The organism is Peribacillus sp. FSL E2-0218, from assembly GCF_037992945.1.
Lineage (GTDB): Bacteria > Bacillota > Bacilli > Bacillales > DSM-1321 > Peribacillus > Peribacillus simplex_B.
This window is the reverse complement of record NZ_CP150304.1, coordinates 371,802-395,501: the sequence shown is the minus strand read 5'-3', so window position 1 is coordinate 395,501 and position 23,700 is coordinate 371,802. Positions and strand designations below refer to the sequence as shown.

The following is a 23,700-nucleotide window of genomic DNA, read 5'->3' as shown; positions in this document are numbered from 1 at the left end:
TTTCGTTGATAAATTCCAATTTTCGTCGATATATCTCGATTTCTCGTTGATATATCTCTTTTAATCGCAAGCAGCTGGAATGCGAGTCAGTACGCATCCTCTATTTTTCATTACTTTCCAACGCTTCATAGATCGCCGTTACGACGCTTCCATAACCTCCTGTTTTAAAGAGGTCACCGTAGAACTGATTGCTATTGGCTGCAGGGTTTACGAGCGGTGAATGCTTTTTATTCGTAAGCAAAACAATGCCTAACTGTTTCTCGGGATCAATGATCGTGACCGTTCCCGTCCAGCCTGTGTGACCGTAGGCACTCTCACTGGCATAAGGACTGAACATCCACTCCATGCTTGCATCGCCATTTCGTCTCCAGCCAAGGCCATAAGTCGGATTGATCTCGGAAGGTGCAACGAACTCATCGATCGTTTCTTGATCAAAAAACGCATGCTTTCCGTATCCCCCGCCATTCAGCATCACCTGCAGCAGGACAGCGAGATCTTTCGTATTGGAAAAAAGACCTGCATGACCTGAAACGCCCCCCATCGAATAAAAGGCCTTTTCATCATGGACCTCCCCTTGAAGCGTGTATGTGCGAATGTTAGGAAATGCTATCACGCCATCCCGTGTGTTGCCTAGCAATTCCGTTGCAGCAAAATCCTTTGGCTTGAACCCCTTTTGAAGCGGATTGAATTTTGTATGTTTCAAGTTAAGCGGCTTGTACACTTCATTTTCAACGTACGTATCAAGCGGCTGACCCGTTATTTTTTCAATAATCGCACCGAGCAGCATATAATCGACATCACTGTATACGTTCTGCGTTCCCGGTACATAGGTCAGCGGTGTTTTCGATAGGAACGAAATCGTTTTATCCCGCTCCTGTGAGTAGAGTTCCTTTGAAACAGTTGGATTGTGATATTGCGGATCCGGCTTAAAACCGGCGGTATGATGAAGGACATCAATGATCCTCAAGGTATCCTTCCCCTTGATTACATCCCCTTCCGCATCTTTGAAATCAGGAATATATTGCTGAACTTTTGCCTCGATATCGAGCTTGCCTTCACTGACTAATTTTTGAAGCGCAAAATTAGTCGCATACATCTTCGTGTTTGAAGCAAGGTCAAACATTGTATCGTCTTTCATCTTCTGAAACCGCTTAAGAGGCGTATGCTCATTGAACTTCCGTTTGTACCCGTAGCTATCATTTTTAACGATTTTTCCGTCCTTGATAACAATCAACGCAGCCCCGGGGAACCCGGAAGCCACCTCCATTTCAATCAACCGGTCGACCTTTTCCAACTTTTCCGATGAAAAGCCCGCATCTTCCGGTTTTCTTGCTTTTGTTAACACCGGAAACGAGTTGCCCGCTTCCTTACTCACTGCAGTCTCTTTGTTTGAATTTGCTTGTGCATAGGATGTGAAAGATATAAATAAAGAAAATGCCAAAATTGAACTCAGTGTACAGCTTGTCCATTTTTTCATCATATTCCCCCTATGAAATTCCAATTCATAAACCTTGTACCGTAAATGTTTGAACGCGTATTCGTAACCGTCATCATTTATTTTTTATTTTTTATTTTATAACATCCACGAATAAACCTCCTAGTTAATTCCAAAATGATTCGAAAGATGGCTCAAAAGTCATAACTTGAATAAAAGAGGGATTCTTTCGCAAACAGGACTATATTCACAATGAACACTATGATGATGTAAAACGAAAATTCAAATGTAATTGAAAAGAGCGATAAAAATCCACAAACTAAAAAGACCACTTCTAAAGTGGTCTTTTTAAATCGATATCTTTACTCTTTAAGCCATTGTACTGACTGATACATCACTGCCAGTCTGTGTGAAAGACTCCTGCCAAATCACGACGTTCATAGGTATGTGCACCAAAGTAATCACGTTGTGCCTGCAAGATGTTAGCGTTTGAGATGCCTTTTCGGTAACTATCGTAAAAATTGAGTGAAGAGCTTAAACAAGGGAACGAGATACCGGATATTATCCCCTCACAAACAACCTTTCGCAATCCTGCCTGATAGTCGGTAACCTTTTCGGCAAAGTATGGTGAGATTAATAAATTTGCCAGATTCGGCTGCTCTTGATAGGCTTCACTGATGACATTTAAAAATTCGGCACGGATGATGCAGCCACCGCGGAAAATCAGCGCAATATCCTTCAAAGGCAAATCCCAGCCGTAAAGTTCAGAAGACATTTTATATTGCGTGAAGCCTTGCGCGTAGGCACAAACCTTTCCCATATATAATGCCTGTCTGATGTAGTCGATCCACTCATTTTTATCGAGTTCTTGCCCAACGTTCTCAGGGCCCGTCAGGATGTTTTCGGCATTCATCCGTTCCTCTTTTAGAGCGGATATGTAACGTGCAAACAAAGCTTCTGTAATAATCGAAGCAGGTATTCCATTATCGATGGCCTGCATGCTCGTCCATTTACCCGTTCCCTTTTGTCCCGCTTTATCGAGAATCACATCGATCAATGGTAAGCCCGTTACTTCATCTTTTTTCCTTAAAATTTCGGCTGTTATTTCGATTAAATAACTTTTCAGTTCGCCTTGGTTCCATGTTTCAAAGATGTCAGCAATTTCATTCACTTCCAAATGGAGTCTTTCTCTTAGGAAAGTGTAAGCTTCGGCGATTAATTGCATGTCTGCATACTCAATCCCGTTATGCACCATTTTTACAAAATGACCTGATCCCTTTGGGCCGATATAGGTACAGCAAGGCTCTTCATTTACTTTGGCCGCGATTTTCGTCAGGATCGGAGCGACTTTTTCATAGGCGTCTTTATCGCCACCTGGCATGATTGAAGGCCCCTTTAATGCCCCGACTTCCCCGCCAGAAACCCCAATGCCTAAATAACTGATGCCTTTAGGTTTCAATTCATCATATCTGCGTTCCGTATCAACATAATGGGAGTTACCGCCGTCCATGATAATATCGCCTGATTCAAGATGAGGAAGCAATGATGTGATCACCGAGTCGATCGCCTTCCCTGCCGTCACCATCAGGAAAATCTTTCTTGGGGCTTCCAGTGACTGAACAAAGTCCTGGATTTCGTAATACGGATGGAGCGACTGACCGTCCAGCTTGGCAACAAGCTGGTCCGTTAGATCTCTTGTATAGTTATAGACGGCTACTTGTTCCCCTCTACTAGCCATATTTAAGGCGATATTGCTGCCCATAACCCCTAAACCAATGACACCAATTGAATTGAACATTATTTCTTCTCCTTTTATGTAAGAATAATAGGCAGTAACCCCTCCGATAAATGGGGGATTTACTGCCGGGATAGACCTATACGAATAAGCTGATCAATAGAATGAAGCCTAATCCAGCTACTGAAATGATCGTCTCAAGTAAGGTCCATGTTGCAAACGTTTCTTTCATGCTTAAACCAAAGTACTCTTTAAACATCCAGAATCCGGCGTCGTTAACGTGTGAAGCGATTAAACTTCCCGCTCCTGTCGCAAGAACGACTAAAGCGAGGTTAACGTCCGTCTGGCCTAACATCGGAATAACCAAGCCCGCTGTCGTTAAGGAAGCAACGGTGGCAGATCCCAAGGAAATACGCAGAATTGCCGCGATGATCCAGGCAAGCAGGATTGGCGAAAGCGATGTCCCTTTGAATAGTTCAGCCACATAGTCACCTACACCCCCGTCGATCAATACTTGCTTGAAGGCTCCGCCGCCTCCGATGATCAAGAGCATCATCCCGATATGCAAGATTGCGTTTGTACAGGAATCCATGATATCCTTCATTGGAATTTTTCTTGCCAATCCCATTGAATAGACCGCAAATAGCAAGGAAAGCAACATGGATGTACCAGCTTCGCCAATAAAACGGATCGCTGCCAGCCATCCATTATCTTCAAAGCCCATGGTTTTTTGCAGCAAAGTGATAATTGTAGCAATGGACATCAAAATGACCGGAAGTAAGGCGGTAAAAACACTGATCCCGAATCCAGGCGTGTCTTCCAGTTTAAATGTTTTTTGTTCTCCTAAAGAGGCTATGCTGCCTGTTTTCGTAAAGGATGCAGGTACTAATCTTTTAGCAATCTTCGTAAATACCGGTCCAGCTAAAAAAACGGTCGGGACCGCAATGATGAAGCCATACAGCAAGACCTGACCAAGGTCCGCACCATATTCACCGGCAATAACGGTTGGCCCTGGGTGCGGCGGTAAGAAACCGTGTGTTACGGATAACGACGCTACCATCGGAATGCCAAGATACAATATCGAAACTTTTAGTTCTCTTGAAATGGCAAATACGATCGGTATCAATAATACTAATCCTACTTCAAAAAATAAAGCAATACCGATTATAAAGGAAGCTGCCACGACTGCCCATTGAATATTCTTTTCACCGAATTTGTTAACAAGGGTCATGGCAATGCGTTGCGCACCGCCTGAATCTGCGATTAATTTACCTAACATCGCTCCAAGGCCAAAGATTAACGCTAAGTGGCCAAGTGTTCCGCCTAGCCCTGCTTCAATAGTCTTTACAATTTGGTCAAGTGGCATTCCAAGTGCCAAAGCTACCCCAAATGATACAACGATCAAGGAAATGAATGTGTTTAATTTCAAGCCCATTATTAAAATTAATAAAGCGACAATTCCTACAGCAACAATAACTAATGGCATTGTAACTCCCCCATGTGTTTACTTTGTAGCATGTATCAAGTTTCTTTGATAGTTCGCAATCTGCGTATATTCGTTTTCCAATACTCTTGATAGGTTAATGAATATCGGCAATATCTGCCTATATTCTTTTACCGAATCATCATTCGGTGTGTGCTTATGGGTGTTGCCAATCATTTCGGAAACGACCTCGAAGGAATCGATTTCCCCAGAAGCATATAAACCCAATATACAAGCCCCCAGGCATGAACTTTCATAGCTTTCTGGAACGACGACATCCGATTCGAAGATATCTGACATCATTTGCCGCCAAACAGCCGACCTGGCAAAGCCTCCCGTAGCCTGGATTCGGGTCACAGGACCGTCCATACATTCCGTTAAGGCTAAAAATACTGTGTATAAATTGTAAATGACTCCTTCAAGTGCTGCTCGAATCATATGTTCTTTCTTATGTGAAAGTGTCAATCCGAAAAATGAACCCCGTACATCTGGATTCCATAATGGAGCACGTTCACCGGCAAGATATGGATGAAACAGCAATCCATCGGCGCCTGGCCTTACACGTTCGGCAATTTTGGTTAACACTTCATAGGCGTCGATTCCGAGCCTTTTGGCTGTTTCCACCTCGGAAGATGCAAATTCATCGCGAATCCAGCGAAGGACCATTCCCCCATTGTTTACCGGACCGCCAATCACCCAATGCTTTTCCGTTAAGGCATAGCAAAAGATTCTTCCTTTTTCGTCTGTTTTCGGCTCGTCAATGATCGTCCGAATGGCACCGCTTGTCCCGATCGTGACAGCGATTTCACCCTTGCGGATAGCATTTACACCTAGATTGGAAAGGACGCCATCGCTAGCTCCGATCACAAAATCGGTTTGCGGATCAATTCCAAGCAGTTTCGCTATATCAGGGTCGCAGTTGTTGAAGATCTTCGTTGTTGGCACAAGCTCCGATAATTGACTGCGGGATATTCCCGCAATTCTTAGGGCTTCACCATCCCAATCCAAGCTTTTGAGGTTCATCATCCCCATCGATGACGCAAGGGAAATATCGACAACATATTGATCAAACAGCCTTTTAAAAATATATTCCTTAATCCCGATATACTTTTCAGCTTTGGCTGCGATCTCTTTGCAATCATTCACGATCCAAGTGATTTTGGATAATGGTGACATCGGATGAATCGGTGTCCCGGTCCGTTTGTACACTTCATGCCCATCCAGTTCAGCTTTTATTTTATGGGCCCAAGCTTCACTGCGGTTATCTGCCCAAGTGATGCAAGGGGTTAACGGCTGATCATTTTCATCCATCGCTATCACACTATGCATCGCACTGCTAAATGATATGAATGATGGTTTTTTATCGGCATGCTGTCTCGTTAACGTTGAAACGGCTTTCAAGACAGCCTGAAAAATCTCCTCAGGGTCCTGTTCCGCTGTTGTCATATCCGGTGTGTAAAGCGGATAGCCAATATTCGCTTGCCCGATCACATCGCCTTTTTTCGTAAATAATACTGCTTTTGTACTGGTTGTCCCAATGTCTACACCTAACATATAGCTAGTCATTTTCTTGTCCGACTCCTTTTGAAAGCATCTGTTGGGCCCTCCATAAGTCTTCGACCTTCTCTTGTACATCATCAAAATTCACATGCAGCGATTTGATCATGAGATCTCGATCTTTTGATTTGATCGCATCGATATAAAGCTGATGATTATTTATGACCCGTGTAAAGTCTTCATATTTTTCATTAATACGATGACGCATGGATAGAAGAATCAAACTTTCCATCACAGGTTTCAAATTATCCCAGATCATCAGGATATAGGAATGATCGATGGATCGAATAATCGTTTCGTGGAACAGGACGTCCTGATAGGAAAACTCATCTGCATCTTGGTATTTAATGGAGATTTTCATCATTTCCAGAATTTTACTAAGCTCCCTCACCAAGTCATCCGTCTCCACCCTCACTAGACGCTCAAATACAAACGTCTCGATGAGTATCCGTACATCATAAATTTCCGAATATTTTTTTTCCGTCAGCCCTATGACGACCGCACCCATTCTTTCCAAGCGAATGATATTTTCAGATGCCAATATTTTTAACGCTTCACGAACCGGTGAGCGGCTGACACCGAAATCCGCAGCTATTTTATTTTCAGATAAGATGGTACCGCTTTCAATCATGCCCGAAATAATGCGCATCCTAAGCTCCGAAGTTACCCGATCACCCGCAGAAGCTTTTGAAAGCCATTTTATAGGATAAAAAAATTCCTTTGATTCTGCCATACATTCACCTTCTTATAGAGTTCAAGTACACTTGTATACAAGTATTATAATCAATATTTCGAATAATGCAAGCGCTCTTTTCCTGGTTGTCACTGGAGTCGCGTGGAAACAAAGAACGTGAAACTGAGAATAATAAAGCAGCATTGGCTTGTAAGACTCCATTCATGCTCACGTAAAAAAGGCCTCCCGGATGAACCGCAAGATGCCTTCGACTTTAAAGATCTTCACATGTAAGGTATTTTACCTGGGTTACTCATTAAGCCTCCAGCAGCAACTGATTCTATGATGGATCGTGCCTTTTAAAAAAGTGCTTTAAAGCTATTTCAGCAGTATACTTTAATGTTCCAAGAGATAATTACTTAAATCCACTTCAATATATTGGTCTAGATAAATAGGATTCACATCAATATTTACATGTAACAATGCCTTTTCCAAGGTATCCATGGACACGGAATGGTTATCTCCTAATAACTGTTTGGTAAGTACCTTCCTTTTTATCTTCTAAAGCATGAAGTATATCAAAAATTAGCTTTGATCTTTTTCACTCAGATCATTATTCAAAATAAAATGAAAAAAAGTATATTATTCAGGGTTTTTGTCCAATGCAATTGTAAGTAATAACTTTTGATGATATTTCATCTTTTTAAATTATCTATTAGCTCATCCATGTGGTCAAACTCCTTATAACATTGGGCTAGGGTGATGTTTCCGCACTTCTAACTTTATTATGCTGTACCTAGTAAATCCTCTCGTTCCAAAAATGAAACGATTTATTTCATATCATAATTACCTTATTTCCCCTTGATGGACTAAAGTCGGAACCTTCCCTCCTCTTCAATGTCCATTGCGAGACGGAAGGCATTGATTCATCATGGATATCTTTTCGTAAGTCATTAGGCCTCCCACAGGAAACTGTGGGAGGCCTAAACTTTGCAGAATTCACATGTTTGGTAAGTTTTCCATTCTGAATTCCATAAAGGATTCAATGAAACATGTGATTAATGCCCTTTTGTTGATGAAATTCAAATCCGAACAATCCATTATAATTACAGAAAATTACCAATGAAGTTCGTTTTCTGCATTCACTCACCCTCCAATCATATAATGCCTTGAAAGCGTAGGACGATTTCAGCAATGATTGCAGAACCTAAAAAGGTCCCAAGTAATACACACATTCCAACAACGATCGTTCTCCAACCTAGTTTGGCAAAGTCTGCCCATGAACGGCCAATACCTATCCCCGCATAGGCTAAGATAGGTGTAGCTATTGCTAATAGACTGACGTCTGCAGTCCACTTTACAAGTTGATCTGACCCAGGCATGCTGGGGACAGTAAGGATAAAACCTATGATTCCTATGTAAGCTATACTTGGAATTTTGAGTGGGACCAGTTTACCGATAATAAGGCCCGCTAACGAAATAAGGATTAATATAATCATTCCTGGTAAAGCAGTTATTGGGAGTATATCATAGCCGATCCAATTTCCGGTTAACACCACAATCCCAATAATGCCTAAGACTAAAACCCATTCTTGGATGTTCTTTAACATTGGTTACGCCCCCACATTCGTTTTCATATTTTTCGTTTTCCTTTTTGTCATCCAGAGATAGATTTTTTCTGTTAGAGGCAAAGCAATGAAAATACTCACGTATAAACCTGTTACAGATGTTGCAAGGTTACTTGCACCTGAAAAAGCAATAATCTGATCTTTCATCTCTGGAAACGCCGTAACTAGAGGTCCTAATGCAGCAGCTGCCATACTTCCACTGCCTATTCCTGTTGCCATCGCAAAGGATAATGGATGAATCGGCGTAATAGTCGCTAACAATCCAGATATTAAACCCATAAAAATAGCGCCGAAAACGGTCCCGAAAATATATACGGCCATCACTCCACGGCCTTCCGGTGAGGAAAAACCGTATTTATCCGTTATTAAAGCGACATTGGGCTCACGTCCAATGGAGTGTGTCATTCCGATCGATTCTCGTTTCAATCCTAGTAAAACTGCGACTGGAAGGGCCAGAAAAATGGTGCCGAGATTCCCTATTTCCTGAAGCAGCAGTGCAGGGCCTGCTTCAATTAACAGAGGCAAGGCTGGGCCTGCCTGTACTCCAAACTTCGCAATAAGTAATGTAACCGATATAAAAACAAGTGATTCCGCACTTTTGGATTGCTTTTCCTTAACAAGTGGGGTGAAGAATAATAAAATTCCGATTATAACTGCATAAAGCATCGGCAATAATAAAATAACTCCTGGTCCTAATGGAATTTCGTGTGTGCCTATCGTTTCAGACAGTAATACGATAGCAAAGACGGTGGCATGCACTCGCCAATCTTTCCAAAGTGTCTGTGTTTCGTTTGTCATCTTTATCATCCCTTTTCATTATTGGTGTTAATTAAGGGGCCAAATGTGAATAGGCCCCCTTATTTTCACTATTTTTTTATACTTGTTGTGATGATAAAGTCTTTGCATTATTCTTCATGTATTGTAAAGTTGCTACCCCAAGGGTTTTTGCAGCGATTAATAATGAGCGTTCATCGATGTCAAACTTTGGATGATGATGTGGATAGGCTTGCTCCCAATCGGGACTTTTTGCTCCTGTGAAAAAGAATGTTCCTTTTACTTTTTCCAAATAATAGGAAAAGTCTTCACCGCCCATAATAGGCGGGGTTTCATTAACAGCTTCAACGCCAGGTACAGAGTGAGCCAATTTCGCAACGAATTCAGTTTCCTCCTTGTGGTTCACTGTCGTCGGATACCCTCTTGTATATGTATAGTCATAGGTTGCATCGGATACAATACATGTTCCCTTCACGACTCTTTCAATTTCTTTTTCGATAAAATTACGAATTTCTTCTTTAAATGTTCGGACCGTACCAGTCAATGTAGCTGTATCTGCAATGACATTGTAAGGATTTTTTGCTTCAAAGGCACAAACAGATACAACGGCAGATTCCAATGGATCTACTTTCCGGCTAACGATTTGTTGCAGATTGCCTATCAGCTGTCCTCCAATTACAATACTGTCCTTTGTTTCATGCGGAGCAGCGCCATGTCCGCCTTTACCCTGAATGGTTATATCAAATCGATCAGGTGCTGCTTGGAGCGGGCCTGACCGATAACCAATTTCACCTAAAGGCATCTGCGCCTGTAAGTGCGTCCCAAAAATAACATCCACCCCATTTAGGCAGCCATCTTCTATCATGGCAATGGCCCCACCCGGTGGCAATTCTTCGGCATGTTGATGGAGAAAAACCACGGTCCCTTCAATTTCCGACTTCATGCCATTCAGAACCTTTGCAAGACCTAATAATGTTGCTGTATGCCCATCATGGCCGCATGCATGCATGACTCCTTCGTTAACCGATTTAAACGGGACGTCCGTTTGTTCATGAATCGGAAGTGCATCAAAGTCCGCCCGTACTGCAACCGTCGGCCCTGGTTTATCTCCTTCCAGATAAGCTAAAACACCATTTCCCCCTACATTTTTGCGTACTTCATGCCCAAGTTTTTCATGGTAGGCCGCAATATAATTAGCTGTATTCACTTCTTCAAAAGAAAGCTCGGGATGTTGATGAAGATAGCGCCGAATATCGACGATTTCGTTATAAATATCATCTAATCCTTTAAATAATTGATCCATTAAATCCACTCCTTTAAGATTGTAGTATGTTCTTTCTAATAAATGGTCCCATAAAGCTTCAATCCTTACTGGAATATAATCATCATTATAGTATCAATAATTTTCAGAAAATTCAATATACCCAAATGTTAACAACTACCTGTTATTCCATCATTAGATAACTTAATGTGAGAAAAAAGGCTCATACTGCAGACGAGAGGCACTCGCTTATCAGGCGGCCGGTGAGCCCCTCCCTCGAGTCATTTTTGTTATTTAACAAACAGATATGGAAGGTCAGTTCGTCTGCGTCATCATCAGGATGTAAAGTTATATATGCGAAACGTATAGAAACGATCGAGGTGTATTCGCAGATGCAAAAGAAAAGCATGGTATGCGTTGGACTACTCTAAGGGGACTTAAAAAATTGTTCATGCACCTTGCCATGTCCAATTTGATACAGCGATAATAGCACCGCCGAAAAAACAGCTTATTAACAGACTTCGAATATTTATAAAATGTTAAAAGCCCTTCTCATTAGAGTAGGGCTCAGTTTGTAGACAAAAGGGGGCGGAATTATAAATTATTATATTACAAAAACTTTTGCTGCGTTTATTTTAATTCGTTAAAATGGGGAATTTCCCTTCTTCACCTATCACATCTCCTTATTCCAGATAGGCGCCCGATTATTGATGTTCGGTTTTAGACTAATCCATTTAATTCACTTTATGAAGTTTCAAGATAAAGACTGCTGCCACGATAAGAAGGGACATCGTCAGAAAAATAACCGCGAGCGCGCTTTGACCGCTTGCATACAAAGATGCGGAAGCAACAATGAACACAACCAGCTTAAGCGTCGTTCGGATGGAGAAGGAGAAGATGGGGAGCGGTGCCTTCGGAGAGAGAAACATACTCCATAAAGCGGCTATGACCACGGGGGTGGCAAATGCGAGTATAACGCTGACCGCTGCTCCTGTCTTAATATGATAACCCCAGTAACTGAACGCAGCCATCGCAGCAAGCTCCAGTAGAAAGAATCCGGTGAGGACGCTAACACCAATCCATTTTATTCCCATCTGACTCTTCCTCCTAATATATTGAAACTAGAATAAACTTTTTATATACAAGACGCCCCCTTTTTCAAATGGGTAGCAGACTTAAATAGAACGTTTTAATGACGAGGCTCCGCTTAGCTGAACAATAAAAAATTACTACAAATAGAATTATGCACGATATGTGAGGAAACCAGAAAAAAAACGTTTACACCAGATTTAAAAAAGCAAGTGGTTGCTATAGACAGATCGCACATACGATTTGAAACCAGACTGTATCTATCAGGAGCTAGGAAGTGATGGTTATTATTGAGGCTGATTTTTCCCCAACGAAAATCCATCAAACAACTGTCCACCATATGGTTCCAAAACCTTATCAACTAATTGCACAACTTTATTTTTATCACCTGTCCTATATAAAACATCAAAGGCTTCAACAAAATGATTAGCGAATTTCCGGTCATATTGTTTTAAGGAACGTACCATCCATTTAGAAGTGCCAATCCATTGAAGGTTTGATCTTAAATAAAATTCACTAACAAGTTCAGCTAAAGTATTAGCAATAAAAATTTCTTCGGCTCTATATTTACAGCCTATTAAATCGTCTAGTGCATCAGTTATAAAATATCGCTTCGTTTTAATGGTTTCATCTGACCATTTCTTCGGACCCTGGTCCAATATTTCTTTCGCCTCTTTTTTTATGGGTTCTATTATTCCGTCATCTTTTAAAATAATTCCTTCTGAAACCATCCTAGGCAAAGATGGCCTTGCTACCTCGCAATCACTTTCAAAAAAATGCTTATACGAGGTTAGATTATGTACAAAAACCTCTATAGCCCATCCAAAGTCAATGAATGACTCTCTGTAAGGGGAAGTAAGGTCTTTATCAAAAACAACAATATCAAGGTCCGATGTGTCTGTCGCTTCACCTCGAACGACACTTCCAGCTAATAAAGATCCTTGGCAATTTGGAAAATGCTTAAAGATAAACTGTTGTGCCGCTTCAATTGGTTTTAGCCTCATAATATCCTCCATTATCTTCACCTGAAAAAATCCAGTTACTATTTATTTCGATCATCAAGGTGAAGATCCCTCTAAAACGTGTTGTCCCTTCTTCAGCTATCCTGTCCCTTTCGTTCATGAAGGGCGACGAATCTTCCTCAAGAATCGTGCTCCTGATCCTTCGATATCCATCATGTAGCGAATTAAGGCAGCCCCAATATGTCTGTATTTTCAGGTATATGGCCAAGAATACGCAGCATCGTTACAATTTGCCCTTTATGGTGCGACTCATGTGTAATGGTATGGAATAGTAATTGGCGTGGCGTTTTTTTTACAAGCCCACTGCCGGTTCTCCAAGAAAGCTCTTTGTCGATAACCTCATCAAATTTGTTTGTGAATTGTTCAAATACACGTTCTACATATATATCTGCTTGTTGAAAATAACGTTGAATATCATCAAACTGCATATTATTAATCACTTCCTTCGTAAATAAAGGCGATGATGTTTCTGAAAGTACAAAAGAACCTAACCAAGCATGATAGCAGCCTGCCACATGAACTAAAGAATTTCTAATACTCTGAAAACCAAATTCAAACTCTTTAGTAAAATCAGCTTCAGCCAATTCTCCACACTGGTCCAATAAAATCTGACGTGTTTGTTTCACCCATTCATATTCTAGCTTTTCCATAGGTATCCCCCCCTTTGATATATAAAGATATAAACCAATTGATCTTATCATTACTATTCATTTATTTTTTTATCGAATTATCTAGAGGTTCTTAACACTCATCCCTATTATCAAAGGATTGATGACCGTCCTTCTCGTAGAAGTGATAGACATCAGGTGCTCCTTCAGTTAAAAAGTACTTTTTGACTTACATGCTTATACTTTTCACGGACATACGACATCATGATTATTGCAATGTCTTGATTTTGATATGCATTTAAAAATTAGCATCTCTTGAACATGGACAATTGTAAGACCCTCCGATCATACGATTAAGAAGCCTTTATGGAGTTGCTGAGTGGCTCCATGTTTTTTTGTTCTATAATGACCTTATATTTTCCTCCTCAAAATTTTATTTTGAAGAGTATACACCACTTTGTATTTCTACTTGCCAAAGCTCCAGATCATTCATTTTTGACTGTGCTAAATCACTAGCAGCATGGATTCCACTCAAGCCTAGCGCACAAAAAGAGGGAGATTTTTCAACCTCCCTCATACTGCACAACGCTATACTCGTTCATCATTTTCTCGTACTTTGACGTCAGTCCTTAATGACACAGGAGCCATCTGCACAAGCAGCATCGCTCGTCGATTTTACAATTTTCAGTTGTTGCTGGTCTTCCCACCCCTGCTGTAAAGCGTTCAGGAACACAGTGCCTGCCTGAGCGCCTGATACCGTATGTTTATGGTTAATGACATAGAATGGAACACCGCGTATACCAAGACGTCTACCTTTTTCTTCATCCGAACGCACTTGCTCAGCGAACTGCTTACCAGCGAGCATGAAGAGGGCTTCTTCACGATCAAGTCCTGCTTCAACTGCCAGGTCGGCGAGCATTGTGTGGTCGCTCAAATCCTTTGATTTGGTGAAATAAGCTTGGAACAACAGCTCCGATACCACAGCACCCTTACTGTATTGATCAGCGAAATGTCTTAGTCGATGTGCATCGAATGTATTCGTTAGCACCATGCCTTCATACTGAAACTGAAGTCCTTCGTCTGCTGCCTGTTTGATCACACTCTGATTCATGTTGATGGCTTCCTGACGGCTCATGCCATATCTGTTGGAGAGCATGTCATAAACATCATGAGACACATGTTTGGGAGCATTGGGATCCAGTTCGAAACTTCGGTATACAATTTCAATACCATCGTTGTGCTCAAATTCCTCTAGCGCTTTTTCGAAGCGACGTTTGCCAATAAAACAGAATGGACATGCAAAGTCTGCCCAAATCTCTACTTGCATAAAAACACCTCTATTTATTGTTATAAATCATTTCATTTGTTTAAGACTAGACCATTTTTGTTGTTCAACGTCAAACGTGTTTTTCTAACAATAACTATTTATTGGATATTTCCTTTAACAATTTGAGTAAGTGCCTCTTTCGTTGGTGTAACGGTTCGTCCGAGAAGTTTCTCGAGATCATGGCTCTCAACCTCTAATGTGCCTTCACGAATGTCTTTTTGGATATCAACAAGCATAGGAAGAAGGAAATCCGGTACACCAGCGCCTTTCATTATATCCGTATAGGTAGCATCATCAACCTGTTGCACAGGTACTTCTTTACCTAATACAGTGCCCAGAGTGGAAGCAAGTTCTTCTTGAGTCATTAACTTTCCAGAAAGCTCGTAGATGGTGTTTTCGTGCCCTTTACCAGATAGGACCGCAGCTGCAGCTTCTGCATAATCTTGTTGAAGTGCCCAGCCTACCTTGCCATTTCCTGCTGATGTCACCCATGGAGCTCCGGCTAGAACACCTTGAATACTTGAAATTTCATTCTCCAGGTACCAGTTGTTTCGTAAAAAAGAATAAGGAATTCCTGTTTTTAAAATAGCTTCTTCTGTTGCCTGATGAGTGGGAGCAAGGAAGTTTTTACTTTCCTTTGCATTCGTTATGCTAGTATAAGCAATAAATTTGACTCCGGCACGCTCTGCCGCAGCTACCGCATTTCTGTGTTGTGGAATTCTTGTTTCATTGTCACCATCCGCGGAAATGATCAATAAACGGTCAATCCCTTCAAAAGCAGTATCCAATGTTTCTGGATGGTCAAAATCTCCTTGGCGGATGTCCACTCCACGTGCACGTAATTGTTCCGCTTTGTCCATATTACGTACACTGACAGCAAGTTGGCTTGCCGGTACAATTTTCAATAGGGCTTCAACTACTTTTGAGCCTAATTTTCCTGTAGCACCTGTTACTAATATCTTCATTGTGTTTTCCTCCATATATATTTTGTCTTATTGATTGTTGTTTTAACTGGTCTGTACTATCAGCTCGTTACTTCTTACCGTGTACTCGACTGGCTATAAAAAGATTTACTTTTTGTGTTATCAAGTATAGGTATATGGTATATCCATAGTTCAAAAAATAAAAGTAGTCATAAAAATATGACCATTATGATTTATCATGGCTCGAACTTCATTTTAGGGTAAAATTCCCAAGAGTAAAACAGTGGTATGCTCAGTCACAGATAAATGGAAAGTTATTATTTTGTGGCACTTGATAGAGGATTTGGTGAGCTTGGAAGAGTTGTTCGGGGAATCTCAGAAGGTATTCCCTAAAAGGTGCCGGGAAAAGTTTTATAAAAGCGAACATGTATGCAACGAGGCATAAAGAACTATTGATAACATGATGATTTAGTAATAACGATCGTATATGTAAACTCGTTTCTTTCGATGATGTGTCGCCTATGAGCGATGATACGCCTGCGTAATATAGGAATCACAAGTTACCCAATTGGTACGCTGCAAGAGCTTGATGAGCTTGCAGCGTACCAATTAGAACATGCTATTTGTATTCTTAGCCTTCTCCGGCACTGTCTGGATCACGTCCCAATGCTCAACGACCTTGCCATCTTCTAGCAGGAAGAAGTCGGCCAGAGCCAATCCAGGATCATTCGGGTTCAAGATCAGATGGGAATGGGTGACGACATAGTCGTCCTCTCTGAAAATCCGCTTAATCTCAAGCTTCATTTCAGGATTTTCACCTCGCAGCGCATGCCCGAATCCAATAAACGCTTCCGGTCCGTTGTCCGCTTCTGGATTATGCTGGATAATGTGCAAACTAATGAAGGTCGATGAAAAAGTGAATAAAAGCCATTTCAAGGAGCTTTTATTTGTTCTCTTCTTCATTGTCCGTTTACCTCTTTCGCTTCATTTTCTTTCCAATAGATGTATGAAAACACTTCAGAAAACGCATCAATACTTCTATCTAGTTCTTCAAAGTCATTATCTACGCCACCTACTTCAATTAGGATGGCCTTTTCAGAGATATTTTGGTTATACACCCCATTACCCATACTATTAGGTTTCAGGAATATGCCACGACTTATACCTGGATATCTTTTTTCAAGCTCTGTATTTAATTTTTTTACAAACTGCAGGTTTTTTTCATATTTTTCATTGCCTTTGCCGACTACAAAAAAAAGTTTCGCGTAATCTTTTCCATTTAGAGTTTTGGTCGTGATATCTTTACGTGAGGAATCACGATGGATGTCTATAAAATACTCCAATTTCCCATTTTTGTTTGCATTTGCTTCAATGATAGCTCCAGACATGGAATAAGATTTAGTTGATTTCCATTGTCTCTTATTCAATTCTCTAGTCATGTTAGTTTGATCATGTTCCGTTCCTATACCTTTTTCATTCAATTTATTACTTAAACGACTTCCGAGGGCGACGACATTAACTCTATTGTCGTTACTTATCGCATCATCCGGAACTTTAGCACCTCTTAACAGAGGAAGGTACGATTCCCAACTATGGGTTTGATAGATAAATACTGTTTTATTTTGAATTTCAGGGCTATTTTTGATTGTTGAATCCTCTTCATGCCCTTTATTTTGTAGCTCGTCTTCAACTACATCTCTTTCTTTTAACAAAACATCCGTAGGTGGTGAAGATTCTAAGGGTAAAGTCGAAATATCAGTCCCTTCTCCGGCAACTGCAATTTCATAATCGTAAGCGGATAGTCCTGGCAGTTCACTCCCTAAAAACGTTCTAATATCATCCGTCCTTATATTTACACCTAACTCCATTAGATACATTGAAACGCTTCCTAATGTTAGCCAATTTTCACCGGTATCTTGAAAGAAATAATGATTTTCCGTACGCATTACTTGAGAAAATAATTTCTCTGATTTCACATGTTTTAAAGAATCTTGAATGAATTTATATTGGTAGCTAATGTTTAAACTGATGATGAATCCGCTAATAATGATTGAAAGAGTAACCAAAATCGTTGAACTAGTAATGATTAAAAAACCAACCCTTTTGAATTTCATAAGGCACCTCCATGATCCATTTATATGCAGGAGGTAAGTTTATATTATTAAAGTCATCCTTTTTAATAGAATTCAAACAAGAAACTTATAGCGATCGTTTTTTTATAGGAGCAGCAACCTACCTAACGATTGGCACTCACATTTTACCGATCATTTTGTTATTCCGTTCTTTATTCGTGCTAGTGTCAGGTAAGAAGCTCCCTATTTTCGATTCAGGAAATGAAAGAGGGCGCCAATCAAGTTTGCATCGTTTTCAAATTTACAAGCTTCAACCGTAATATCCAATGTAGAGATATCATTCTTCAATTGTGCCAGTTCACTATTTATGCCTTCTATTACATCCGGGCGCTTGCTGATTCCCCCGCCGATTAGAATCTTGTCAGGATCTAGTACATACTTCAAATTATAGATTCCCGTTGCCAGTTTCTTAAATAGGTTGGCAATGCATTCATTCGCAATCGTATCTCCTGCTTCCGCCAATCGAAATATTTCTTCACCGTCCAACGTTCCCCTTGCTAGAGATTTTTTCCGTTCGACTTCTTCTACAAGTGAGTTTGTCGATGCAACATTGCTCCAAGTTGATTGTAGAGGGCTCTTACCTGATTCACCCATGATCATGTATCCAAACTCCCCTCCATGGAGGTTAGCTCCACGGAGAATGGATTGGTTAATCACGATTGCCCCGCCAATTCCTGTACCAATTACAATACAAATGTAAAAATCAGTTCCTTTTGCTACACCCAGCCAGCCTTCTGCCAATGCCGCGCAGTTCGCATCGTTTTCAATGGACACCTGCAGCCCTGTTCGTTCCTTTAGTTTTTCTGTCATGTAAATGCCATGTATAAAGGGAATAGCACTTGCGCCGCCAACAAACCCTGTTGCCACATCTACGGCACCAGGCGAACTTAAAGCGATGCCTTGAATGTCAAATGAATTCGAATAATGATGTACTATTTCGGTGATTCGATCTAAAAATATATCTAATCCTTCTTTAGGGGTTGGAATCTTCCCCCATTCCAGTTTCTTTGATTTGTCATCCATCACCGCATACTTTATGTAAGTTCCGCCAATATCTAGCACCATGTAAGCTTTCATTGTCATCCCCTTCCCTTACCGGAATACCCTTGCTGTGTCAACAGTGCCGCTCCGATAACACCCGCTTTTGTTCCTAACGAGGCACATTCAATTTGTACCTTATTACGTAGCTGTGGATATAAGTAATCATTTACTTTTTCAAGAAGAAGCGGCATTATATACTCTTTTGATTGCATGACTCCCCCGCCTAACACGATGATATGCGGATCAATTGTATGAACGATATTGGAGATTCCTTTTGCCAAATAAGTTAGCACCGTATCAACAATCTCCTCCGCTTCCTGCTGACCGTTCATCGCCAGAGTAAACACTTCACCCGCATCTCCTGCCATACCTACCTTTTCTTTTCCAAGACGGTGCACAGCAGTACCGCTTGCCAAAGATTCCAAAGAGCCAACATTCAGTATAGGGTGCGGTGGTCCATCTGGATTAACCACCATGTTGCCAACTTCACCCGCACAGAAATTGGCACCTTGAATCAACTGATTTCGATAGATATATCCTCCACCGATTCCTGTACTGATTGTCATATAAAATACGGATTCTTTTCCTTTGCCTGCCCCAATTGCTGCTTCCGCTAAAGCAGCTGCGTTGGCATCGTTATCGAGTACTACCTTTTTCCCTAAAGCTTCTTTTAAGATTAGAGTTAAAGGAACCTCATCCCACCCTGGTAAATTGGGAGGGTTTAAAATAATCCCTTGCTTTGAATCTAAAGGACCGGGAGCTCCGATCCCTATCGCTTCAATATTTCGTTTTTGAAGCAGCCCTTCGCATATGGTGATCATGTTATGGATGACATGTTTCGGTCCTTTGTCACTTTCCGTTTTTACTTTGACCTCTTCTATAAGGTTGCCTTCCGATGTAACGACGGCCATTCTCAAGTTTGTTCCACCCAAATCGATGCCAAGAAGATACTTGTCCATTCCCTTCACTTCCTTCGTGATATCCTGATAGAACAATCGCTCATCAGCGCTCTTCCATCAATCAAAAACCGTTGTTTTCAGATAATTGTTTATACCATATACCTGATTTCTTGATTGTACGCCTGAAGTTTTTAGTTAAATCCACTTCTACTAGCCCATATCGGTTCTTATATGAATTTAACCATGACCAGTTATCCATGAATGTCCATACATGAAACCCTTTTACATTGACCCCTTCATTTAGTGCTTGATGAATCCACTTTAAATGATCTTCGTAAAAGGTAATTCGATAATCATCCTGAATCATTCCACTCTCATCCTTGAAGCGCTCTTCCGCTTCAACTCCCATACCGCTTTCCGATATGAAACATTCGATATTCCCATAGTTTTCTTGGATGTTTTTTAAAATATCGTAGACGCCCTTTTCATAAATCTCCCAGCCTCTATATGGGTTCACCTTTTTTCCTGGCATGTCATAATGATCAAAGTACCGTTCTGGCAGGAATGGAGCATTTGGATTCGGAATATTTTCCTTCGCCTTGACTCTTCGTGGCTGGTAGTAATTAATCCCTAATAAATCGACTGTATTGTCTCGGATAATATCCAAATCTTCAGTTAAATATTCAGGCAAAAAGTTTTCTACTCGCAACATCTCTATTAGCTTCTCAGGAAAAGTGCCTTTGACTGAAGGATCTAGAAAGGAACGGTTGAATAGTAAATCCGATTTTTCGGCAGCATCTACGTCAGCAGGGTGATTACTTCTTGGATAAGAAGGAGTGACATTCAGTATAATTCCGATTTTTCCTCCTAGCTCTTTTTCATGGTATGCATTAATTGCTTTTGCGGAGGCTAATACAGAATGGAACCCAACTTGAACAGCCTTTCCAAAGTCACAAAATGCTGGATAATGATGTCCATATAAATAACCGCATTCAACAGGTACGATTGGCTCATTATGTGTGAACCACTTCATCACCCGGTCTCCAAAGTTCTCGAAACAAGCAGACGCATATTCCACATACGCATCGACTACAGAGCGGCTTTCCCAACCACCCTCTTCTTGCATAGCCATGGGCATGTCAAAATGATAGAGATTCACAAAAGGCTCTATTCCATTCTCCAGTAAGGTGTCAATGACAGAATTATAGAAGTCGATTGCCTTTGGATTCATTTCTCCACGCCCCTTTGGAAACAGGCGGGACCACGAGATAGAAAACCGAAAACTGTTATGCCCCGTTTCCTTCATGAGGGGAATATCATCAATGAAATTCGTATAAAACAGTGAAGTTTTATCCGGTCCAATACCTTGGTGAAAACGATTCGGTTCTGTTTCATACCAGTGGTCCCATATATTCTTCCCTTTACCATCCGCCCCGGAGAACCCTTCCATTTGCGTTGCCGATGATGCAGATCCCCACCAAAAGTCTTTCGGAAACTGGTAAATATTCTTTTCTACTTCTATACTCATTTTCATTCCTGCCTTCCCCTAAAAAGAAAGCAGCCGGAAAATTAACTCTCCGACTTTGCCTCCTGAATGAGATCTATTAGTTATCTTTCTTCCACTCATCATATTGTTTTTGAATTTCTGCCAGCACTTTATCCAATCCAGCTTCTTTAAACTTCTTATTGGCCTTTGGCAAATATTTCTCAGGGTCAACACTTCCAGTTAACAGGGGAGGTGCATATTCATTCGCAACGTTCGCGATTGCCGCGATCTCCGTTCGGACAGGATTCGTATCGAAATAAAAACCTAAGGTTGGTGCTTGAACGGATGCCTCATTGAATTTTTTGAACGCATCCCATTTATCTTCGGGATCATTTTCATATAATTTAAGAATGAAATGGTTTCCTAGAGAGTAACTTGGCATGTTGTAGCTTTCTATACGGGCAGGAAGGTCTTTAATTTTTCCGTTATCTTCCTCTTCGTAATGCACGCCTTCAATGCCTCTATCAATTAAATTGCGAAGGTATGGATCTGTATTCAATAGATTTAAGAACGCCATGGCCTTTTCTGGATTTTTGGAAGTTGCAGAGATAGCTTGAATGGCGCCTGTTACAGAGTTGTTAAATGTAATCGGATCATGCATCGGTTGGACGGCTACGTTATAACCTGCAGAACGGGACCATATCAATTCCGCATATGGCTGGTACATTTCTTTACGTACGAACCAGTTTTGTACCTCTAACGGCCATGGATCTGTACTTGTGGCTGCATCCGCTTTTATATAACCCGCTTTATAGTATTCGTGCATCGTTTTTAACGTTTCCATCATAATATCCGATTCAAAGATATTAACTACTTTTCCTTTATCTCCCTCTAGAGGAAACGCAAACGGCAATTCATCTTCCAATACATAATCAAATGGTAGATACGGTTTGAAAGTGGCAATCGGTGTAAAGTCTGGCTCATTTTCTTTAACGGTTTGCAATAAAGGCTTCAAGTCTTTCAATGAGTGAATGCTTGAAATATCCATATTATATTTATCGACGATATCCTTATTGAATACGTACACGCTTTGCTGACCTACTTCTTTGTTTGAAGGAATGCCATAAAGCTTTCCATCAATTTTAGCTCCTTCTAAGTAAGCTGGATCAATCGTTGCTTTCAATTCTTTTCCATGTGTGTCAAGAAGTTCATTCAAGTCTTTAAATGCCCCTTTTTGTGCATTTAACACATAGTTTCCTCCTGCAGTATAGGCAATATCAAATGATTCACCTGAAGCAATCATAACTTGCATTTTTTGATCATAATCGCCCCAGTCGATCTGTCTCATTTTAACGGTGGCGTTAATTTTTTCTTTCGTGTATTTACTTACTTCCTCCATGACTTTATCAGCATCTTTTTGAGGTGTCCCGATCGTGTACCACGTAATTTCATAAGGTTTTCCTTCACCCGCTTTACTTCCGCTCGTTTTTTCTGAATCCCCTCCACTACATGCAGCTAAAAATGTTGATAAACTTAATAAGAGTACTAGAATGATAGCTAACTTCTTATTCATTTTAACTCCCCCCTTTTATTTGTTTTTTTCAAAAATCAATTATTCCTTAACCCCGCCGATTGTCAATCCATTAACAAAGTATTTTTGGAAAAACGGATAGGCAATCGCTATTGGCAAAGTTGAAATAACGACCATTGCCATTTTTGCAGCATCCTGAGGTACTGCACTTAATAAATCATTTTGTAAACCTCCTGCTAACGAATTTTGCCTTAAAAATTCTATATTGTTTTCAATTTTCATCAGCATAGACTGTAGTGGCACCAAGTGCGCTTCATCAATGAACAACAATGCATTAAACCAATCATTCCAGTAACCCAATGTACTAAAAAGGGCAATCGTTGCAAGACCTGGCAATGATAGTGGAATGACAATTTTGACAAATATCCTTAATTCACTCGCTCCATCAATTCTAGCCGACTCCAAAATGGATTCTGGTACAGACCTTTGGAAAAAGGTCCTCATGATTAGAATGTAGAATGCATTCATTGCGAGTGGTAAGATCAAAGCCCAAATGGAGTTACGTAAATGTAAAAACTGGGTTGCTACTATATAGAAAGGAACTAGTCCTCCACTGAATAGCATCGTGAAGAATGCAATAAAAGTAAAGAATCCGCGATATTTGAATTGCTTTCTGGAAATGGCATAGGCATATAATGAAATCATCATTACACTGACAAGTGTACCAAGCACCGTTACTACAATCGTTATCGTATAAGATTGCAGTAACTGATCCTTCATTTGCCACAAGTATCGATATGCTTCGAAACTCCATATTTCAGGTAACAGCTGATATCCATTTCGAGCTAAGGTTTTTTCATCCGTTAAAGAGATGACGATTACATATAGAAATGGAAAGATACACATCATAGAAAATGCCGCAAACAATATATTCATAATCAGGTTAGGAAATCCGCTTAGACCATGTGGTGTGTACTTTTTCTTACGCTTATGTGGTTGATTCACTTGATTTTGGGCATTGCCTTTGTTTAATGGAGTAGGTTGAGAGCTATGTTGATTTGTTATCATTGTATTTGCCACAAAACTGCGGCCACTC

At 40.6% G+C, this 23,700-nt stretch carries 20 protein-coding genes; all 20 read right to left on the bottom strand.

Going from position 1 to position 23,700, the window contains the following annotated elements; genetic code table 11:
* Nucleotides 1–100: 100 nt before the first annotated feature.
* The 20 genes from pbp4b to MHI53_RS01860 all read right to left on the bottom strand — a co-directional run bounded on the left by pbp4b (nt 101) and on the right by MHI53_RS01860 (nt 23,540).
* Complete coding sequence (gene pbp4b, locus MHI53_RS01955; RefSeq protein WP_061140625.1) at nt 101–1,477, bottom strand: penicillin binding protein PBP4B; 1,377 nt, start codon at nt 1,475–1,477, stop codon at nt 101–103.
* A gap of 352 nt (nt 1,478–1,829) precedes the next feature.
* Nucleotides 1,830–3,233: a decarboxylating NADP(+)-dependent phosphogluconate dehydrogenase gene (gnd, locus tag MHI53_RS01950; protein WP_340372637.1), complete on the bottom strand. Its 1,404-nt coding sequence runs from the start codon at nt 3,231–3,233 to the stop codon at nt 1,830–1,832.
* Nucleotides 3,234–3,309: 76 nt separating this feature from the next.
* Nucleotides 3,310–4,656, bottom strand: coding sequence for a GntP family permease (locus tag MHI53_RS01945; RefSeq protein WP_340372636.1), 1,347 nt, complete (start codon nt 4,654–4,656; stop codon nt 3,310–3,312).
* Between the two features lie 18 nt (nt 4,657–4,674).
* The gene (gene gntK / locus MHI53_RS01940) at nt 4,675–6,219 is read right to left on the bottom strand and encodes a gluconokinase (RefSeq protein WP_340372635.1); all 1,545 of its coding nucleotides are present in this window, start codon (nt 6,217–6,219) and stop codon (nt 4,675–4,677) included.
* Entirely contained in the window at nt 6,212–6,943 is a 732-nt protein-coding gene (locus MHI53_RS01935; RefSeq protein WP_061142156.1) for a GntR family transcriptional regulator, read from the bottom strand. The genes gntK and MHI53_RS01935 overlap by 8 nt, the downstream gene beginning before the upstream one ends.
* A 1,097-nt stretch (nt 6,944–8,040) precedes the next feature.
* The gene (locus MHI53_RS01930; RefSeq protein ID WP_061142155.1) at nt 8,041–8,493 is read right to left on the bottom strand and encodes a hypothetical protein; all 453 of its coding nucleotides are present in this window, start codon (nt 8,491–8,493) and stop codon (nt 8,041–8,043) included.
* A gap of 3 nt (nt 8,494–8,496) precedes the next feature.
* Nucleotides 8,497–9,309 (bottom strand): DUF3100 domain-containing protein, encoded by an 813-nt coding sequence (locus MHI53_RS01925; RefSeq protein ID WP_061142154.1) that lies wholly within the window; start codon nt 9,307–9,309, stop codon nt 8,497–8,499.
* 76 nt (nt 9,310–9,385) lie between these two features.
* Nucleotides 9,386–10,588, bottom strand: coding sequence for a M20 family metallopeptidase (locus MHI53_RS01920; protein ID WP_340372634.1), 1,203 nt, complete (start codon nt 10,586–10,588; stop codon nt 9,386–9,388).
* A gap of 692 nt (nt 10,589–11,280) precedes the next feature.
* Nucleotides 11,281–11,640, bottom strand: coding sequence for a YrdB family protein (locus MHI53_RS01915; protein ID WP_340372633.1), 360 nt, complete (start codon nt 11,638–11,640; stop codon nt 11,281–11,283).
* Nucleotides 11,641–11,922: 282 nt separating this feature from the next.
* Nucleotides 11,923–12,651, bottom strand: a complete 729-nt coding sequence (locus tag MHI53_RS01910) for a nucleotidyltransferase domain-containing protein (RefSeq protein WP_340372632.1) — start codon at nt 12,649–12,651, stop codon at nt 11,923–11,925.
* A 170-nt stretch (nt 12,652–12,821) separates the two neighbouring features.
* On the bottom strand, nt 12,822–13,307 hold the full coding sequence (locus MHI53_RS01905; RefSeq protein WP_061142150.1) for a DinB family protein: 486 nt from the start codon (nt 13,305–13,307) through the stop codon (nt 12,822–12,824).
* 580 nt (nt 13,308–13,887) lie between these two features.
* Nucleotides 13,888–14,592, bottom strand: coding sequence for a DsbA family oxidoreductase (locus MHI53_RS01900; RefSeq protein WP_340372631.1), 705 nt, complete (start codon nt 14,590–14,592; stop codon nt 13,888–13,890).
* Between the two features lie 98 nt (nt 14,593–14,690).
* Nucleotides 14,691–15,557, bottom strand: a complete 867-nt coding sequence (locus MHI53_RS01895; protein WP_061142148.1) for an SDR family oxidoreductase — start codon at nt 15,555–15,557, stop codon at nt 14,691–14,693.
* 567 nt (nt 15,558–16,124) lie between these two features.
* Nucleotides 16,125–16,478: an ester cyclase gene (locus tag MHI53_RS01890; protein ID WP_340372630.1), complete on the bottom strand. Its 354-nt coding sequence runs from the start codon at nt 16,476–16,478 to the stop codon at nt 16,125–16,127.
* Nucleotides 16,475–17,629, bottom strand: a complete 1,155-nt coding sequence (locus tag MHI53_RS01885; protein ID WP_340372629.1) for a stage II sporulation protein P — start codon at nt 17,627–17,629, stop codon at nt 16,475–16,477. Before MHI53_RS01885 ends, MHI53_RS01890 begins: the two co-directional genes overlap by 4 nt.
* A gap of 201 nt (nt 17,630–17,830) precedes the next feature.
* Nucleotides 17,831–18,724 carry an ROK family protein gene (locus MHI53_RS01880; protein ID WP_340372628.1) on the bottom strand — a complete coding sequence of 298 codons (894 nt, stop codon included), beginning with the start codon at nt 18,722–18,724 and terminating at the stop codon, nt 17,831–17,833.
* Between the two features lie 2 nt (nt 18,725–18,726).
* A complete protein-coding gene (locus tag MHI53_RS01875; protein WP_340372627.1) occupies nt 18,727–19,647 on the bottom strand; it encodes an ROK family protein in 921 nt (306 codons plus the stop codon).
* Between the two features lie 61 nt (nt 19,648–19,708).
* A complete protein-coding gene (locus tag MHI53_RS01870) occupies nt 19,709–21,115 on the bottom strand; it encodes a glycoside hydrolase family 1 protein (protein WP_340373634.1) in 1,407 nt (468 codons plus the stop codon).
* A 76-nt stretch (nt 21,116–21,191) separates the two neighbouring features.
* A complete protein-coding gene (locus tag MHI53_RS01865; protein WP_340372626.1) occupies nt 21,192–22,646 on the bottom strand; it encodes an ABC transporter substrate-binding protein in 1,455 nt (484 codons plus the stop codon).
* Nucleotides 22,647–22,685: 39 nt separating this feature from the next.
* Complete coding sequence (locus MHI53_RS01860) at nt 22,686–23,540, bottom strand: carbohydrate ABC transporter permease (RefSeq protein WP_260320183.1); 855 nt, start codon at nt 23,538–23,540, stop codon at nt 22,686–22,688.
* Nucleotides 23,541–23,700: the final 160 nt, after the last annotated feature.

What these genes read in the sequence shown, in the direction of transcription:
- pbp4b (WP_061140625.1), bottom strand. Translation starts at nt 1,477, where the DNA reads ATGAAAAAATGGACAAGCTGTACACTGAGTTCAATTTTGGCATTTTCT.
- gnd (WP_340372637.1), bottom strand. Translation starts at nt 3,233, where the DNA reads ATGTTCAATTCAATTGGTGTCATTGGTTTAGGGGTTATGGGCAGCAAT.
- MHI53_RS01945 (WP_340372636.1), bottom strand. Translation starts at nt 4,656, where the DNA reads ATGCCATTAGTTATTGTTGCTGTAGGAATTGTCGCTTTATTAATTTTA.
- gntK (WP_340372635.1), bottom strand. Translation starts at nt 6,219, where the DNA reads ATGACTAGCTATATGTTAGGTGTAGACATTGGGACAACCAGTACAAAA.
- MHI53_RS01935 (WP_061142156.1), bottom strand. Translation starts at nt 6,943, where the DNA reads ATGGCAGAATCAAAGGAATTTTTTTATCCTATAAAATGGCTTTCAAAA.
- MHI53_RS01930 (WP_061142155.1), bottom strand. Translation starts at nt 8,493, where the DNA reads ATGTTAAAGAACATCCAAGAATGGGTTTTAGTCTTAGGCATTATTGGG.
- MHI53_RS01925 (WP_061142154.1), bottom strand. Translation starts at nt 9,309, where the DNA reads ATGACAAACGAAACACAGACACTTTGGAAAGATTGGCGAGTGCATGCC.
- MHI53_RS01920 (WP_340372634.1), bottom strand. Translation starts at nt 10,588, where the DNA reads ATGGATCAATTATTTAAAGGATTAGATGATATTTATAACGAAATCGTC.
- MHI53_RS01915 (WP_340372633.1), bottom strand. Translation starts at nt 11,640, where the DNA reads ATGGGAATAAAATGGATTGGTGTTAGCGTCCTCACCGGATTCTTTCTA.
- MHI53_RS01910 (WP_340372632.1), bottom strand. Translation starts at nt 12,651, where the DNA reads ATGGAGGATATTATGAGGCTAAAACCAATTGAAGCGGCACAACAGTTT.
- MHI53_RS01905 (WP_061142150.1), bottom strand. Translation starts at nt 13,307, where the DNA reads ATGGAAAAGCTAGAATATGAATGGGTGAAACAAACACGTCAGATTTTA.
- MHI53_RS01900 (WP_340372631.1), bottom strand. Translation starts at nt 14,592, where the DNA reads ATGCAAGTAGAGATTTGGGCAGACTTTGCATGTCCATTCTGTTTTATT.
- MHI53_RS01895 (WP_061142148.1), bottom strand. Translation starts at nt 15,557, where the DNA reads ATGAAGATATTAGTAACAGGTGCTACAGGAAAATTAGGCTCAAAAGTA.
- MHI53_RS01890 (WP_340372630.1), bottom strand. Translation starts at nt 16,478, where the DNA reads ATGAAGAAGAGAACAAATAAAAGCTCCTTGAAATGGCTTTTATTCACT.
- MHI53_RS01885 (WP_340372629.1), bottom strand. Translation starts at nt 17,629, where the DNA reads ATGAAATTCAAAAGGGTTGGTTTTTTAATCATTACTAGTTCAACGATT.
- MHI53_RS01880 (WP_340372628.1), bottom strand. Translation starts at nt 18,724, where the DNA reads ATGAAAGCTTACATGGTGCTAGATATTGGCGGAACTTACATAAAGTAT.
- MHI53_RS01875 (WP_340372627.1), bottom strand. Translation starts at nt 19,647, where the DNA reads ATGGACAAGTATCTTCTTGGCATCGATTTGGGTGGAACAAACTTGAGA.
- MHI53_RS01870 (WP_340373634.1), bottom strand. Translation starts at nt 21,115, where the DNA reads ATGAGTATAGAAGTAGAAAAGAATATTTACCAGTTTCCGAAAGACTTT.
- MHI53_RS01865 (WP_340372626.1), bottom strand. Translation starts at nt 22,646, where the DNA reads ATGAATAAGAAGTTAGCTATCATTCTAGTACTCTTATTAAGTTTATCA.
- MHI53_RS01860 (WP_260320183.1), bottom strand. Translation starts at nt 23,540, where the DNA reads ATGAATATATTGTTTGCGGCATTTTCTATGATGTGTATCTTTCCATTT.